This is a genomic window from Deltaproteobacteria bacterium (assembly GCA_020848905.1).
In the GTDB taxonomy this organism is placed as follows: Bacteria; Myxococcota_A; Polyangia.
The window spans coordinates 124,628-141,065 of sequence record JADLHG010000045.1 but is presented as its reverse complement, the minus strand read 5'-3'; the positions used below and the strand labels follow the sequence as shown (position 1 = coordinate 141,065).

The following is a 16,438-nucleotide window of genomic DNA, read 5'->3' as shown; positions in this document are numbered from 1 at the left end:
TCTCCACCGTGCTCGCGTACCACGAACGAAGCAAGCACGCCCCCGGCCGCTACGCCGCCTCGCTCGGCTACCTCGACTGGGCCACGCAACCGGACCCCTGGCGGCGCTTCGCCGGCGCCCCCCGCTCGGCGCTGCCCCTCGGTGAACCGGACCCGGAGCTCAGCCTCGACGCGCTCGGCGGCCCACACGTCGCGCGGCCGCTCGACGCGTCCACGCTCTCGACGCTCCTCGGCCTGTCGCTCGGACTCACCGCCTGGAAGGCCCACGGCGGCTCGCGCTGGGCCCTCCGAGCCAATCCGTCGAGCGGAAACCTCCACCCGACCGAGGGCTACCTGCTGCTGCCCAGCGTCGACGGTCTCTCCTCGACGCCCGCGATCTTCCATTACCTGAGCCGCGAGCACGCGCTGGAGGAGCGCGCGGTGCTCTCCGAGGAGCTCTGGCGGGAGCTCGCGGCGGGGCTTCCCGAGGCGAGCTTCTTCGTCGCGCTCACCTCGATTCACTGGCGCGAGGCCTGGAAGTACGGCGAGCGAGCCTATCGCTACTGCCAGCTCGACGCCGGGCACGCGCTGGCCGCCGTGGCCTACGCCGCCGGGTGCGTGGGATGGCACACGCGGCTCGCCCCGCACGTGGACGACGACGGCCTGGCGCGCCTGCTGGGCGTGGATCGCGCGAAGGACTTCCCGGTGGCGCCCGAGCGCGAAGTCCCGGAGCTGCTCCTCGCGATCTCTCCCGAGCCCCCCGAAAGCGCGTGGTGCGCGGCCCCCTGGCCCGACGCACGGACGCGCGAGGCGGTGGAGCACGCGCTGTGGCGAGGCCGCGCGGAGACCTTGAGCCCGGACCACGAGCCCTGGGACGTCATCGACGAGGTGAGCCGCGCGACGCACAAGGGGGAGGCGGCCTCGGCGACTGCGGCAGCGCTAGCGTCCACGGGCCACGCGGGTCTCGTCGCGCCGCCTCCCAGCGCGCTCCCCGACACCGGGGCCCCCGTCAGCGCGGCCCACCTGATCCGCTCGCGCCGCAGCGCGCAGGCCTACGACGGCGAGGCCACCCTGTCGGCCGCGAGCTTCTTCGCGCTCCTCGACCGGCTGCTCCCACGCGCCGACCGGCCTCCGCACGAGGCGTGGCCGTACCCGCCCGCGCACGACCTGGTCTTCTTCGTGCATCGCGTGGACGAGCTCGCGCCGGGCCTCTACCTGCTCGCGCGCACCCCCGACGGTGCGGCGCGGCTACGGCAGGCGCTGCGCCCGGACTTCGAATGGAGCCGCCCCGACGAGGCACCCGCCCATCTTCCTTTCTATCGGCTCGCCCCCGGCGTGGTGACCGAGTTCGCGCGCTTCGCGAGCTGCACGCAGGAGATCGCCTCCGACGGGGTCTTCGCGATGAGCTACCTGGCGCGGTTTCGCCCGAGCCTCGAGGGGCACGGGGCCTGGTTCTACCGGGCTCTCTACTGGGAGGCCGGCGCGCTCGGGCAGGTCTGCTACCTCGAGGCCGAGGCGCGCGGCCTTCGCGCTACCGGGATCGGCTGCTTCTTCGACGACGTGGTGCACCGACTGCTCGGGCTCGAGGGCGAGGACCACCAGGTGCTCTACCACCTGGCCGTGGGTCGCGCGCTCGAGGACCGACGCCTCACCACGCTCCCGCCGTATCCCGCCCCGCCGGGGTGAGCTACCTCCGACGCGGCGCGAGGGGGTTCTTGCGCACCGCCTGCGGCCGTCGCGAGAAGACGTGCACCCGCGCCTCGAAGCGCCACGCGGTCCCCTGGTGATCCACGTAGGGTTGCGCCGGGCCATGGTCCTGGTGGCCGAGGCCGGTCCCGAGCTCCTCGAGCGCACGCGTCATCTGCTTCACGCCGTGCGTCGTCACCACGACCACCCTGGCTCGCGCGGCGAAGCGCCGGATGCAGGCGGCGGAGATCAGCGCCGGCTCCGGATGCGAGAGGTGCGCCGTATCGGTGCGCGGTAGGGGCCCCTTCGTGAAGTCCGCCTCCCAGGGGATCACCTCGAGCTCGGTCCAGTTCCGTTCGGTTACGAAGCGCTGCACCGCCGCGAGCACGCCGTCCAGGTGCGCGGGAAGGTCGTTCAGGTAGAGCTTCCCGCGGGGACCGTTTCGCGCCACCAGCTGCTCGATGGTGGCGAAGAGCCGCACGTGTTGCTGCGCGGGGTCAGCCCCCGGCGAGCCGGCGTAGTTCGCCGCGCCGTACTCGATGTGGCTCCAGGGGCGCGGCGGGGCCTTGCCCCGGGCTTGCGCCGCCGGACCCGCGGCGAGCCAGGCCGCGGCCAGCAAGACCAGGGCGAGACCGCGCGCGAAATAGGGTCTACGGGCAGCCGCCCGCGGAACGCTGGCCATCACCCGGGGGCTTCTGCAACTCACGCACCAGGGACGGCCCAGGCCGTGCGGCGCGAGATTGCAGGCTTCCGCCGTCGACCGACGACGAGCTGAGGTCAGGTGTCCCTATGAGGCTTCACGCCGGCGGCCACGTCGTGGCCGCGCGCCCGCGGGGAGATGCCCGGGCCTCCGAGGCTACCGGAAGCCGAGCGCAACCTTCTTGATGGCCTGCTTCATCGCGGGAGAGGCGAGACCGAACGACGTGAGAGCGCCGATCGCTCCCTCGGGAGAGTGCACGCTGAAGGCCTCCAGGTGCTCCCAGTCGTTCTTCCACCAGCGGCTGTCCAGGTTCGACGGATCCTTGACCCGGGAGACCCTCACCTCGGAGTGATTCATCCAGTCCATGAACGGCGCGACGTACTCGGGGTGCTCCGGAGCTCCCTTCTGCAGCGCCCACAGGATGGCCGACAGCTCGTACACGGCCTGAACGGCCGCCCGCGCCTCCACCGCGCTCCGGATGTCCCCCTCGGCCCCCGCCGTCGGGGTGTACCGGATGTAGTACTTGCGCGGCACCGGCCCCTTGGTCGCGAAGGCGCTGCTGCCGGACGCCGAGTAGTGCGCATTCACCTCTCCGACGCCGAACAGACCGTTCCTGTGCATGGAGCCGCTCGCCGACATCTCCCCGCCCTTCACGGCGTCATGCTCCGAGGCCAGCTGCGCGATCCGTCTCTCGAGGTCCACCGCGCGCCGGTACAGCACCCCCGCCGCCTTCTTCGTCAGCCGCCCTGAGGCCGCCTTCTCGACCTCCGCCATGCGCGCCGTGAAGCGCGCGTCGAGCTGCGCCGGAATCGCCTTCGTCGCGGAGGTGAAGGCCGCCAGGGCGCCGGCGGTGCTTCCCACCTGCTCCTCGAGCTTGGTGAGCTCGGCGATCCAGCTCTTCACCGCCTTGCCCGAAGGCCGCACGTCCCACTTCCAGCCCAGCCGAGCGCCGAGGAGCGGTACGGGCTCGCGGCGGGTCGCGGTGTCGAGCTTCACGCTCCCCGGCTGCGCACCGATCGCCGACAGGAGCTTCTCCAGCTCGGCGTTCACCTGCTCTCCCGCCTTCTGCCAGCTCTTCGGCAGGAAGCTCCCCGAGAGCGAGGACTCGAGCGTCCGGATCATCTCGTAGACCTTCCAGCGGCGAGCGCCCGCCTGCTCCGCTGCCGTGACGTACCTCTGCTCGGCGCGCTTGTAGCGCTCCAGGATCTGGGACGTGTTGGCGACGCCTCGGGACTTGGCCGCGTGGGCGCCGGTCGTACCAAGCGCGACCACGAGAGCAATGCACACGAACGGCTGATGCCGTCTCGACATGGGACGCCTCCAGAATGTAGGACAACCCGGCTAAAGCAACCTGCGTGCCACGATGGGCGGCAGTGCCTTCGGTGGGTTAGCTCACCGTTAGCGGGGGTCAGGCGACCCCATGGCCGAAGGTGGAGCGGCCAGCCGGGCTCCGCGCGAGCCGCCACGCGCCCACCGACGCGGCGATGGCCGCGAGCATGAGGAAGACGAGCGCGAAGACCACGTTGTAGAGCGACTCGCCGAGGCCGATGAGCCAGATGTAGCGGTCGTCCGGGTTCACCTTGCCGAGGTGCAGGAGCGAATTCACGAGCCCCATCGAGAAGCCGAGGAGCCCGCTCAGAAGGGTCATGAGCCCGGCGCTCACGAGGAGAGGCATGAACCGCCGCTCGGGCCGCGCCGCGTACCACCCCGCGACTCCGAGGAGCAGAAGGCCAAAGAAGAGCGTCGGCCACATGCCGAACCCACCGACTCGAAACACCTCGTGCATGGTTTTCCTCCCGCTGAAGGTTGGACGGACGACGCCCCTTCGCACGAGGCGTACTGCGCCTCCCGCGCTGCCTGCGGACGTCCTGGATGCAGGCTCGGACACCACCGCGGGCTCAGGGTTCCCGGAGATCTCGCACGAGCAGCGAGCCGGGCGGGATGCCGGCCGCCTAGCGCGCCTCAGACCCCCTGCGAGACGCGGGGCAGGCGGTGATCCTCGTCGAGGTAGGCCAGCCGCTCGGCGCGCGGGATCTCGGCCTCGAAGCCGCAGAGCTCCAGGTTTCGCTGCCACTCGCCGCGGTAGTAGTCCATCACGCGCTCGAGGTCGGCCTTGGCCGTGACCCCCAGGTCCACGAGGTGCTTGAAGCGGGCCTGGAGCGTCATGAAGACCTCCGCCGGATCTCTCGGCGTGGGGTAGAGCTCGAGGTACGGCACGCCGTGCTCGATGGTCACGGGCGAGAAGAGCCCGCCGGCCTCCGCGAGATGCGACAGATCGTAGGTCAGGCTGTCGGCCGTGAACTTCCAGCCGGTCGTGCAGGGCTGCAGGAAGTGGATGAAGCTGCCGCGGTCCCCGTCCTCGAGCGCCCGCGCCACCACCCGGCTGATGTGCTGCTGCCGGTGGATGTTGAGGCGCGCCGAGAGCGGCACGCCGTGGTCCGCGATGATCTCCACGATGGGCTTCTTGCGCAGGTCGTTCCCGAGAGTCCGCGCCTTGCCGCGCGGATTCGTCGTGGTGTTCCCGCCCGGCGCGGTGGCCGCCGAGTACTGGTTCCCCGTGTTCTGGTAGCCCTCGTTGTCGTAGCAGACGTAGAGCGCCCGCTGGTGCAGGGACTCCGCGAGCTCGTCCCGCCCGAGGCGCTGCAGCCGCGAGAAGAGCCCCGAGAGGTTGCCGAAGCCGATGTCGAAGGTCGCCCCGTCCCCCCCCCAGCCGAGGTGCAGCGTGCGCGGGAGCGATCCGTTCGACGCCGCCGGCTGCGCGCCGTGCTTCGCGGCGAACTTGGCCCGCGCGCGCTTGGCCGCGAGGCCGCCGAGGAGCTCCGAGGCCGCCCCGCCGAAGACCCCGTGCAGCGACGGAAAGACCTTCCCCGTGTAGGGCCAGATCCCCGAGTAGACCTCGAAGCAGCCCGTGGCCTCGTAGGTGATGATCTCGTCGTAGCCCAGGCTCTGCGCCGTCTTCAAGACCGTGCCGTAGAGGTTGTTCACCGGGCAGCCGAGGCAGTTGCGGATCCCCGGCTCGAGGCCGGTGCCGCAGGTCACGAGCTGGTCCAGGTTCACCGTCTTCCAGGGGCGCCTGAGCGCGTAGCGCGCCGGCACGCCCGAGAGCGCGAGCGAGACGAGCCGCCCGAGGTCGTGCGCCCCGGGCGCGATGACCTGACGCGGAAGCCGCCGCACCTCGGGCACGATCTTGTCCACGATCACCGCGAGCACGCGCTCGGGCGAGTGCGGCGTCTGGAGCGCGCGACCGAGGCGGATCACGGCGCGGCGGAAGTCGTCCACCGCGACGTCGGCCACCGGCACCGCTCCTCCCCGGTCGAGCGGGACCGCAAGCTCCACTTTGTCCGCGAGCGACCGCAGCGCCTCGAGCGCGGCCAGCAGCGGCGCGTTGCGCAGCACGATCCCCTGCGTGCCGAGCAGCGTGGCGAAGGACTCGCCGCCAAGTCGCGCAGCGACGAGCTCGTCGAGCCGGGCCACCGGATCGCGATTCTCCAGCTCCACGACGAGGCGCAGGGTGCGCACCGCCGTCTGGACCACCTCGTCCAGCCGCCGCTTCTCGAGCACCGCGAGACAGTAGAGCTCGAAGAGCAGCGCCTCCCCGGAGAGCTCGGCCAGCGGCCTCTCCTCGCGCGTCCCCCGGCGCCCCGAGGTGAGGGTCACGCTCAGCCCGCGGCCGAGCGTGGACAGCTCCTCGAGGGCGCGCACGACCCCGGCGTCCGCGGCCCAGGCCGCCGGCTCCCCCGCCTGCCGCACCCCCGCCGCGTAGGCCAGCCAGTTGAGGCGCGGACGCAGCGTCACGAGCGCCCGCCCGAGCTCGCTCTCCATCCAGTGCCGCGGGTCCTCGCTCCCCGCTCCGCCTGCGGCCTGACCCACGAGCTCGCGCTCCTCCTCGGAGAAGCGGAAACAGCGGAGGAGCGCCGCGAGCTCGAGCGCCGGCGCGGCCGCCAGACGTGCCTCCTCCTCGGCCAGACAGGCCGCGAAGAAGCGCCGCACCTCGCCCGCCGCGACGCCGTAGCTCTCCTCCGTCTCCGCCACGAGCTCGGCCAGCTCCTCCACCCCGCAGGCCCCGAGACCGCGGTTGAACTGCCCCTGGGCGAAGACCAGCAGCGTGCTCCCCTGCCGCTCAAGCGCCGCGGCCCGCTCGACGGCCTGCGCGAGCGAAACGGGCGCGACCGCGCTCAGGTCGCACGCGAAAAACCCGCTCGCATAGTTATGGTAGAGGCTCGAGAGGTTGCGGGCGCGGCTTCGCACCCCGAAGGCCTTCATCAGGTGCAGGACCTTCTCCAGGTTGCCGAGCAGGTACTCGAGGCCGAGCCCCGCCTCGCGGGCCAGGGCCACGAGGTGCGAGGGCACCTTCGCCGCCTCGGCCGGGAGGTCGCCGAGCCGCAGCCCGCGCGAAGCCAGGCTCGCCAGCGCGGCCACCTGCGCCTCGCTCGGCGCCCTCGCGGGTTCGAGCTTCTCGAGCTCCTCGACGAGCGACTCGAGGAGGTAGCTCCCCTCGCGTAGCTCGGAGCCGAGCCGTGCGCAGAGTTCGACGATCCCCGCCGCGAGGCGCAGCCGCTTCGGGGTCAAGTGCTCGAGCACCCGCTCCGGCTCGAGCGTCCCGACGCGCGCCGGCAGCGGCCTCGTCCCGAGGAGGAGCTCCACCCCTGCCGGGAGCTCCCGCGCGCGCGCGACGAGCTCCGTCGCGGCCGCGAGCCGCGCCTCCCGCGTCTCTCGCGCCGGCCACAGATAGCGAGGGTCCGTGCCCCCCGGCGCCTTCGCCGCGGCTGCCCCGTCCTCCCCGCGCTTCGGTGTTCCACGTCCCTTGGCCGTGCCCATCAGAGGTTGACCTCCACGTATTCCTTGCCGCGCCTCAGCTCGAGCTCGCCCGCCTCGTCGCGCAGCGCGCGCAGAAGCTCGTCGCGAACCTGAGAGAGCGTCGGGGTTCGCCCCCCGAGCCCGTGGATGCGCGAGTAGAGCCGCGTCCCGCTCTCGGCCAGCCCGAGCTCGTTGACGACCCCCGCGAGGTCCGTGTAGAGCCGTCCCCCCGTCGCACCGAAGGGGTCGTCCCGGTCGTAGACGAAGACCTTCCGCCCGCGCAGCACCTCGGCCCACGCGTCCCGCGGGAAGGGGCGGAGCACGTTCGGGTGCACCACCGCCACCTGGATCCCCGCGCGCGCGAACTCGCGCGCCACCTCCTCGAAGGTGCCGTTCGCCGCCCCCGCCACCACGAAGACCACCTGCGAGGCCTCGAGGTTGTAGGCGTGCACGAAGCCGTAGCGGCGGCCCGAGAGCTCGGCGAACTTCTCGAAGACGCGCGGGATGACCTCGAGCGCGCGCTCCATCGCCAGGTGCCGCTGGTAGTCGGTGTCCATGCGCGCGTTGCTGAGCTGGAGCGCCCCCATGATGCTCCGGTTGGGCGTGTCCACGAAGGTCCGCACGTAGGCGAAGGCCGGATCTTCGTAGAAGCGGCGCACCTGCTCCTCGGAGAGCGCGAAATAGCGCTCGGGGGCGTGGCTCACCTCGAACCCCTCGGAAGCCACGATCACCGGCAACATCACGCTGCGATCCGGCACCAGCTCGAGCTGCCCGCCGTGCCCGTTCTGCTCCACCCGGCGGTACTCGGCGTACATGCCGATGAGGTACGCCAGCAGGTGGAAGTCCGCCCCCTGCTGCACGTCGCGGGTCATGAGCACGACGAAGCCCGCGTCGAGCCCCACCTTGTTCAGATCGCTGTGGTCGTTCTCCACGTCGAGGGGCGAGTTCAGCGACCGGAGCACGTTGGAGATGACCACGTTGCCCATGCGCAGGCCGGCGATGCTGTGCACCACCTCGCTCATCAGGGCGAAGCCCTGCGAGCAGGTGGCCGTGAAGGCCAGCACCCGATCCCGCGCCGCCCCCATCACCGCGCCCCCCGCTCCGTGCTCGGACTCCGGGGTCACCCCCTCCGCCGAGAGCGTCCCGTCGGCGATCATCTGCGCCAGGTGCTCGGCGATCTGGGTCTGCGGCGTGATCGGGTAGGCCGCCACGACCGACGGATACAGGTTCAGGACCGCCGCCACGGCGCGCGCGATGGCGCGGTTGCCGTCCTCGAAGAGCGCCGTCTGCCCGGGTGGGACCACGAGCGGCTGGATCGCCCCGAGCCCGAGCGTCCGGGCGCGTTGCCCGGGCTCGGCCTGGACGCTCGTCCGCGCCGCCTCGAGCACCTCCAGGTTCGTGTCCACCTTCGCCCCCGGGCCGAACTTCTGGGTGAGCGAGCTCTGCACCACGCGCGTGAAGGCCGGGACGTCCGCCGCCCCTTCCCCGAGCACGCCGAGGAGGGCGCCGAGCATGGCGTAGTTTGGCGGAATGCGCCGGCCACGCACCAGCGCCTCGGCGTCCACCGTGTGGAGCGCGACCGGGTCGTAGAAGTCCGCCGCGAGGCGGAAGTCCCCCGGCGTCGCGGCCGCGTTCACCACCAGCGAGAGCTCCTCGGCGCGCAGCCCGCGATAGCTCGCGAGGAGCCGGCGGAGCAGCGGCAAGAGCTTGTAGTCGAAGAGGAGCACGATGTTCGGCGCCTCGAAAGGCGCGTGGCTCAAGATCGGCTCGGCGCTCACGATGGCGTAGCCCTGTACCGGAGCCCCCTTCTTCGACGGATCGAATAGCGGAAAGGCCCGCCCGTAGTAGCCGGCCGAGGTGAAGGCCTCCACCATGTCCTGCACCGCGGAGACCACCCCCGTGCCGGCGCTGCCGAGGAGCAGCACCTTGAGCTGGCGTCCCTCGATGCGCGAGACGACCTGCCGCGCCACCGACGCCAGGTCGCGCTCCGCGTAGGCGCGAAGGAGCGCCGCCCCGGAGAGGCCCTCGGCCTCGAGCTCGAGGAGTCGCTCGAGGACCAGCCGCCCCGGCTCGAGAGACTCCTCGAGCAGGGACTCGATGAGCGCCATCGCCCTTACCTGGTCCAGGCCCGCGAGCGCCTCCTCGGAGAGGTCCCCGAGGCGCGTCCCCCGCCAGGTGAAGGCGAGGCGACCGCGGCTGGCCTGCTGCACCGCGCGGCCGAGGGCCAGAAGCCCCTGGTGCCGCCGCGCGAGGATGGTCGGGTCCGCCGAGAGCTCGAGGGTGCTCATGACTCCACCTGTTTCAGATCGAACTGGCGCGGGGCGCCCAGGATCACGTCGTGCGGGCAGCAGACGATGCACAGCCCGCAGGACTTGCAGTAGTCCGCCGACACCTCGAAGGTGAAGGGCCGCTGCCCCCTCAGGTCCTCCACCTCGGCGGTCGTCGCGTGCGTCCCGTCCAGGCGCAGAAGGTGTGCGCCGAGTCCGCGCACCAGGGAGGGGATCGTCCCCTGCGGCACCTCGTAGACCATGCGAATCGCCGAGCGCGGACCGCCTCCCCCCTCGGGGCAATGCGTGACGCAGAGCGCGCACTCGGGACCCAGACACCGTTCGAGGTGCGCGTAGACCGGGACCTCCTCGCCGTAGGGCGTCTTCCAGGCCACCGAGGTCCCGGGAGGTAGGAGCCCTCCGATGGGCCGTTCCTTGGCTCCCGGCAGCTTCGGCTCGGCGTAGGCCTCGAGGACGAGCGCGGTGAGAAACGCGCGTCCGCCCACGCCCTCGGTATCGAGACCCGCGTGCAGGACCTCGTCGACCAGCCGGTGGAGGATCTCGTCCAGCCGGTACTTGCCCCGCTTGAGCGGCCCGAGCTCGGGGAGCGCGCGATAGCAGAGGGCTAGGCCCGCCCGCACGAGTCTCGGCTCGCGCCCCTGCTCCCGGGCCCAGGCCGCGAGCGCCGCCTCGGGGTCGCGCTCGTCCACGAAGTGCCGCGCGTACCCCGAGAGCTCGAGGAGCGGCCAGAAGTGCGCCGCATCGAGGGCCGCGTGGCAGGCGACGAGGTCACGCGGATCGAGAGGGCCAGGGAGCTGCACGACGCCCCGCGCCGCGGTCGGGTCGGCTACCTGAAACTCCGCCGCCCCGATGGCCTTCCCCTCGAGATAGAGGTTCGGCAGCAGCAGATAGATCGTGGACTCGAGCGTCGGGTTCACCGTCACGAGCCGGATCGCTCGCTCCGGGCAGAGGTCCACGCACTGGCCGCACTGGACGCGGCCGGTGCAGGCCTCGGAGTGCCGCACCTCCCCGTCGGGCTTGCCGAAGCCGTCGTCGGTGTAGACGTGCTTCGGACAGACCTGGATGCAGAGGCGGCACCCCTTGCAGAGGGCGTAGTTCACTTCTTGCGCGTAGAGGAGCTCGCGCTTGTACGCCGCGTCCTCGAGGACCGCCGGAGGGAGGAGCCCCTCGGTGATGAACTCGAGGCGCCGGCCGCGCGCGCCCAGCAGGGCCAGGCTGCCCGGGTTGAAGACCAGCGTCTCGAGCCGGCGCAAGACGGGCTCGCTCAGCAATGCACGGGCGAGCGGCAGGCCGTCCACGCGGAGCCCGGCCGAGGCGGCCAGCGAAAGGAGCTGCTCGAGGCGCGACGCCATCGCGTCACGCTCCGCCGCGGCGACGCCCCCGGCGCTCTGTCCCACGCGGGGCTCGACGCCGGACGCCCTCGCCGGGACCTCGGCGCGCGTCTCGTAGCGTAGGTGCTTGTCCTTCATGGTCTTGGCTCCTGCGATCGTCGGTTCAGTGCGCCCCATCCAGGGCCGGCGTCCCGGCGTGCGTCGCGCGACCCACGACCTTCAGCCGCTCGACCTCGCGTGCGCCGGCCTCGAGCGCCCGCCGGTTGAGGGTCGGGTTCTTCTTCCCCACGCTCTGCATCACCGCGGCCTGCAGCGCCGCCCGCGGGACGATCTCCAGAAACTCGAGAGCCACGGCGAGCGCGAGCACGTTGATGCCCAGCTCGCGCCGAGGCGGGCGCACCTCGCGGCCCAGGATCTCGCCGATCGGCGAGACGACCACGCGCGGGTCGCGATAGGTCTCGGTGACCGCCGTGCCGTTCACCAGGATGCGTCCATCGGCGCGCACCGCGGCACGGAACTTGTCGAAGGACTGCTGGTTCAGGGCCACGAGCACGTCCAGCTCGTGCGCCTGCGGAAAATAGATCTCTCCGTCGGAGACGATGAGGTCGGAGTAGGCCTCTCCGCCGCGCGCCTCGGGGCCGTAGTTCTTGGTGAAGACCCCTTGCTGGCCGGCCTGGAGCGCGCAGGAGAGCGCGATCTCACCCGCCGAGATCACCCCTTGCCCGCCGGAGCCGGCGAAGCGGATGGCGGTGCGCGGCCGCGGCGAGAGCGGCTCGAGCGCGGCCAGCCGGAGCGGTTCCAGCGGCTCGACGACGGGGGCCCCGCCGGCGCGGGCCACGACGGACTGGTAGGCGGGCGAGCTCTGGATGTCCGGCCGGTCGGAGCAGTGGATGAGCCCGAGCGGGATGTGCTTCGGCCGCTCGCCCTCGGGGAGCTCGCGCCAGCGCTCGACGGGCAGCGTGCGCTCCTCGATGTAGCGCCGGTAGCGAAAGGCGTCGCTGCGCTTGTTGAAGCTCCCCCAGCCGGTGTGGCAGGTGCCGCGCACGTTCACGAAGGAGAAGCCTTTGTGCTCGAGCGCCTGCGCGATGAGCTCCTCGAGCTGCTCCTGATGCTCTTGCAGCGTGGTGACCGCCCCTTGTGCCACGAACGAGGCCCCCGCCCCGAGGGCGAGCGAGACGAGGTCGAAGGGGGGCTCGAAGACCCCGTAGGGCGCCGAGCTGCCGAGCTCGCCCATGGGCGAGGTGGGCGAGTACTGCGAGCCGGTCATGCCGTACGACTCGTTGTCGTAGACCACCAGCGTGAGGTCCAGGTTCCGCCGCGCGGCGTGGATGAAGTGGTTCCCGCCGATGGCGAAGATGTCCCCGTCCCCGGCCGCGAGGAGCACGGTCAGGTCGGGACGCGCCATCTTCAGCCCCGAGGCGAAGGCCAGCGACCGCCCGTGCGTGGTGTGCAGCGTGTTCAGGTCCAGATGCCCTGGCATGCGCGAGGTGCAGCCGATGCCGCTGACCATCGCCACGCCGTTCTTCACGCGCTCGAGACCCTCGGGGGTCTTCGGGTCGGCCCCAAGGCGCCGCGCCACGTGGTGCACGAGCGCCCGCGTGAGCGCCTCCTCGAGATTGCCGAGCCCGCACCCCTCGCACCAGATGCTCCGCCGCATCTTCGGGCGAACGAGGTCAACGCGGGCGCGGGAGCCGTTCTGCGGGGCGGCCTGGGTCATGGGACGAGCTCCTTCAGGATCTCCTCGGGGCTGATGAGCAAGGTATCCACGCGGTGCATGGGGCGGATCTCCGGCGGCACACGCTGCGCCCGCCGCGCCCACTGATAGGCCTGCCGCTCCACCTCGAGCACGTACTGGCCGAGGTTCAGCTCCGGAACCACCACGCGGCGCGCCCGGTCGAAGGCGCGCGAGAGCGCCTCGTCGTCGGCGGGCCAGAGCGTCACCGGTCGTACGAGGCCGGCCTTGACCCCCGCGTGCCGCGCCCGCACCACCGCGTCCTTGGCCGCGCGGGCCGTGATGCCGAAGGCCACCACCACGACCTCGGCGTCCTCCATCAGGAAGGCCTCGGTCTTGGTGATCAGCGCACGAGCGGCGGGGGTCTCGAGCTTGCCCTGCAGCCGGAGGAGCTGCTCGGCGATCACCTTCGGGTCCTTGGTCGGCAGCCCGTCCCGCCCGTGGTAGAGTCCGGTGAAGTGCGCGCGGTAGCCCGCGCCGAAGGGGCTGAGGGGCGGCACCCCGTCGGGCGAGAGGCCAAAGGGCTCGTACGCCCCGACGGCGCCCGTGGGGTGGGCCCGGCCCACGACGGGCAGCTCGTCCACCGGCGGCAGGACGAGAGGCTCCTTCATCTGGCTCACCTTCGCGTCGGTGAGCACGATCACCGGCACGCGGAGCGCCTCGGCCAGGTTGAAGGCCCGGACCGTCTCCTCGTAGCACTCCTGCACCGAGTAGGGCGCGAGCACCACGATCGGGTGGTCTCCGTGCGTCCCCCAGCGGGCCTGCATCACGTCCGACTGCCCCACGTCGGTCGGGCCGCCGGTGGAAGGTCCGCCGCGCTGCACGTTGATCACCACGAGCGGCGCCTCGGTGATGCAGGCGTAGCCCAGGTTCTCCTGCTTCAGCGAGAAGCCCGGCCCCGAGGTGGCCGTGAAGGCCTTCACCCCGCCGAGCGAGGCCCCGATCGCCGCGGCGATAGAGGCGATCTCGTCCTCCATCTGCAGGTAGCTCCCCCCCACCTTGAAGATGTGGCGCGCCACGTACTCCAGCACCTCGGAGGAGGGCGTGATCGGGTAGCCGGCGAAGAAGCGCGCCCCGGCGTCGAGGGCGGCCTTGGCCATCGCCTCGTTCCCCCCGAGGGTCAGGCGCCGAACCTGGGTGAGCTCCCCGCGGCGCACCGCGCTACGAATGGGATCGATCTCGGACAGGCGAAGACGCGCCCGTCGCGACGGCGGCCCCGAACGCGTCTCCGTAGCGGGAGCCCCGTTCCGTGTGACGTGCGCCATGGTCATCCCTCGTGCTGTGGCTGGCCCGAAGGGAAATGCTAGCCAGGGTCTGCCGCAGCGCGTTGATCCAGATCAACGCGGGGCGAGGGGCTGGGCCGCCACCTCGCGGAAGCGGGCCAGGGCCGGCTTCGGCGAAAAGTCGGCGCGCACGAGGCCGAAGTGCTCGTCCCGGTCGGTGGGGCTGGTCCCCGTATCGGCGTGGCGCTGCCAGAGCAGTGGGCCCGTGAACGCGGCCCAGGGTCCGAACCACCGGGTGGTGTAGTCCGTGACCCACTGGGCCTGCTGCGCCTCGGTGATCGAGGTCGGGTCGCTCCCCGTGGGCGCCCCCACCGCCGTGGCCCAGATGCGCTTGCTCGCCTCCCCGTTCCGCCGCATCACCTCGGCGACCTGCTCGGTGTAGAGAAAGGCGTTCGTCCCCGGGTCCCCCTGCAGCGGATTCGTCGGAAACGAGGACGGGTGGTGCGCGACCGCGTCGAAGGAGCCCTTGCAGCCCTGCGCGTAGAGTGCCTCCACCCACCGCACGGCGTTGTGGGGATGGGTCACGTCCCCCACCGGCGCGGTCCCCCCGGTCAGGATCACCGCCTCGGGGCTGGCGCGCTTGGCCGCGGCATAGGCCTTCTTGAGGAGCGCGGCGTAGCGGGCCACCTCCGGCGCGGGGAGCCAGAACTCGCCGCTGTTGGGTTCGTTCCAGAGCTCGAAGTGGCGCGCGCGACCGCGGTAGCGCTTCACCGCCGTGGCGAGGAACGCCGCGTAGTCGTCGAGGGCGTCGCGTCCGGCGAGGACCGCCGGCCCGTGGTGCGAGGTGGTCCCGGGGGGCCGCGCCCACTCGGGGGTGTAGGTCACCGTCAGCACCGGGACGAGGCCGCGCGCCACGAGGCCGTCGCAGACGCGGTCGATCACGCCGAAGCTCGGGCTCCCTCGCACGGCCTCGACCACCGACCAGTCCAGGTCGAGCTGCACGTACCGCACCCCGAGACTCTGGATCAGGTCCAGGTGCTTCTTCAGGTTCGCCTCGTCGAGGCGCAGAAGCACGCGCCCCGACGCGATCCCCAGCTGGTCTCCGCGGCGCGCGGACGTGTCGCAGGAGGTCGTCTCCTCGAAGCCGTCCACGCAGCGTACAAGCTTTCCCCCCTCGCAACGCACGGGGCGCGTCCCGTCGCAGGGAGTGAACTCCGTCGGATGGACGAGCAGCGAGCAGGCGCCGAGAGGGCCGAGCGCGACCGCGAGCAGCAGTCGGGCCGACGCGCGGACGGCCCAGCGAGGCGCTTTCGCGACGGGCCGGCTCACGACTCCTCGTCCTCCTCGTCGGGCGCGTCGTCGAGTCCCCGCTGGTCCCGCGCGAGCAGCGTGTGCCGGGCGCCGAGCCGCATCAGGAACTGCCGCGAGACCCCGGCGAGCTCCGCCGCCCGCGTGAAGTTTCCGTCGGTGCGGGCCAGGAGCTGCCGCAGGTACTGCGCCTCGAAGACGTCCCGCGCTCGACGGCGCGCCTCGCTCAGCGAGAGCAGCGGCTCCTGGGGGACCGACGCGCCGCGCGCCGGAGACCGGTCCAGCCCGAGCTCCGGCGGCTGCCCCGGCAAGGCCGCCACGCGCGCGATGGTGTTGCGCAGCTCGCGCACGTTGCCGGGCCAGGCGTAGGAGGAGAGCAGGCGCACGAGCTCCGGGGTCAAGGTCGCCCCGAGCTCGAGCGCGAAGGTGGCCGCGAGCACCGGCAGGTCCTCCGCGCGCTCGCGCAGCGGCGGCAGGCGGAGACGCCCCACGGCCAGACGGTAGAAGAGATCCTGCCGAAAGCGTCCGCGCCGCACCTCCTCGGCCAGGTTGCGGTGCGTCGCGGCCAGCACCCGCACGTCGTGGGGGATCTCGTGCTGGCCGCCGACCCGCCGCGCGCTGCGCCGCTCGAGCGCCCCGAGGAGCGCCGGCTGCACCTCGAGCGGAAGCTCCCCGACCTCGTCGAGGAGCAGCGTGCCTCCGTCGGCCTCCTCGAAGAGCCCGGGACGGCGCGAGGTCGCCCCGCTGAAGGCTCCCGCCTCGTGACCGAAGAGCTCGGCCGCCACGAGCGGAGCCGGGATCGCGCCGCAGTCCACGACCACGAAGGACCCCGCGCGACGCGGGCTCAGCGCGTGCAGCGCCCGCGCGGCCACCTCCTTGCCCGTCCCGGTCTCCCCCTCGAGGAGCACGGTGATGTCGCTCTCGGCATACTGCTCGAGCGCGGCCACGGCCACGCGCATCTTCAGCGAGTGCGCGACCAGCCCCGCCACCTCTCCCGCCCCGGCGAGCGGGATGGCGTGCTTTCGCCCGAGGCTGCGAAACTCGACCGTCGTGTTCCCGAGGCGCAGGCGCATGCGGTCCCCGAGCCGGAGCTGGTCCACGAGCCACGGACCGAGGCGCACCCCGTTCTTGCTGCCCAGGTCGCGGAGCTGGAATCCGCGCGGCAGGGCGAGGATCTCGGCGTGCCGCGTGGAGACCGTCGCGTCGTGCAGCACCACCTCGCACTCGCGCGCCGTGCCGAGTCGCAGCCGCTCGGGCCCGAGCTCCACGCGCAGGCCGCGGTCGGGACCCGACACGACGCGCAGCTCCGCCGCGTCGAGCTCGAGGAGGCCCGTGCCCGCGTGCAGCACCTCGGTGGTGAAAAGCTGTCCTTCCTTCGTGCCCATGCTCTGCGCG

The 16,438-nt window shown here is 72.2% G+C and carries 11 protein-coding genes; 1 reads left to right on the top strand and 10 read right to left on the bottom strand.

Features of this window, described 5'->3' with window-relative positions:
* Window positions 1-8 precede the first annotated feature (8 nt).
* On the top strand, window positions 9-1,664 hold the full coding sequence (locus tag IT371_20500; protein MCC6750058.1) for a SagB/ThcOx family dehydrogenase: 1,656 nt from the start codon (window positions 9-11) through the stop codon (window positions 1,662-1,664).
* A 1-nt stretch (window position 1,665) separates the two neighbouring features.
* Here IT371_20500 and IT371_20495 read toward each other — a convergent pair whose 3' ends face one another.
* The 10 genes from IT371_20495 to IT371_20450 form a co-directional block, all read right to left on the bottom strand.
* A complete protein-coding gene (locus IT371_20495) occupies window positions 1,666-2,346 on the bottom strand; it encodes a hypothetical protein (protein ID MCC6750057.1) in 681 nt (226 codons plus the stop codon).
* 174 nt (window positions 2,347-2,520) lie between these two features.
* Window positions 2,521-3,675, bottom strand: coding sequence for a hypothetical protein (locus IT371_20490; GenBank protein MCC6750056.1), 1,155 nt, complete (start codon window positions 3,673-3,675; stop codon window positions 2,521-2,523).
* A gap of 97 nt (window positions 3,676-3,772) precedes the next feature.
* Complete coding sequence (locus tag IT371_20485) at window positions 3,773-4,150, bottom strand: hypothetical protein (protein ID MCC6750055.1); 378 nt, start codon at window positions 4,148-4,150, stop codon at window positions 3,773-3,775.
* A 176-nt stretch (window positions 4,151-4,326) separates the two neighbouring features.
* Entirely contained in the window at window positions 4,327-7,182 is a 2,856-nt protein-coding gene (locus IT371_20480) for a hypothetical protein (GenBank protein MCC6750054.1), read from the bottom strand.
* Window positions 7,182-9,449 carry a 2-oxoacid:acceptor oxidoreductase family protein gene (locus IT371_20475; GenBank protein MCC6750053.1) on the bottom strand — a complete coding sequence of 756 codons (2,268 nt, stop codon included), beginning with the start codon at window positions 9,447-9,449 and terminating at the stop codon, window positions 7,182-7,184. The genes IT371_20480 and IT371_20475 overlap by 1 nt, the downstream gene beginning before the upstream one ends.
* Entirely contained in the window at window positions 9,446-10,549 is a 1,104-nt protein-coding gene (locus IT371_20470) for a 4Fe-4S dicluster domain-containing protein (protein MCC6750052.1), read from the bottom strand. Before IT371_20470 ends, IT371_20475 begins: the two co-directional genes overlap by 4 nt.
* 394 nt (window positions 10,550-10,943) lie before the next feature.
* Window positions 10,944-12,497: a 2-oxoacid:acceptor oxidoreductase family protein gene (locus tag IT371_20465; GenBank protein MCC6750051.1), complete on the bottom strand. Its 1,554-nt coding sequence runs from the start codon at window positions 12,495-12,497 to the stop codon at window positions 10,944-10,946.
* Window positions 12,494-13,777 carry a 2-oxoacid:acceptor oxidoreductase subunit alpha gene (locus tag IT371_20460; GenBank protein ID MCC6750050.1) on the bottom strand — a complete coding sequence of 428 codons (1,284 nt, stop codon included), beginning with the start codon at window positions 13,775-13,777 and terminating at the stop codon, window positions 12,494-12,496. Before IT371_20460 ends, IT371_20465 begins: the two co-directional genes overlap by 4 nt.
* Before the next feature lie 72 nt (window positions 13,778-13,849).
* Window positions 13,850-15,064 carry a hypothetical protein gene (locus IT371_20455; GenBank protein MCC6750049.1) on the bottom strand — a complete coding sequence of 405 codons (1,215 nt, stop codon included), beginning with the start codon at window positions 15,062-15,064 and terminating at the stop codon, window positions 13,850-13,852.
* On the bottom strand, window positions 15,061-16,428 hold the full coding sequence (locus IT371_20450; GenBank protein ID MCC6750048.1) for a sigma 54-dependent Fis family transcriptional regulator: 1,368 nt from the start codon (window positions 16,426-16,428) through the stop codon (window positions 15,061-15,063). The genes IT371_20455 and IT371_20450 overlap by 4 nt, the downstream gene beginning before the upstream one ends.
* Between the last annotated feature and the right edge of the window lie 10 nt (window positions 16,429-16,438).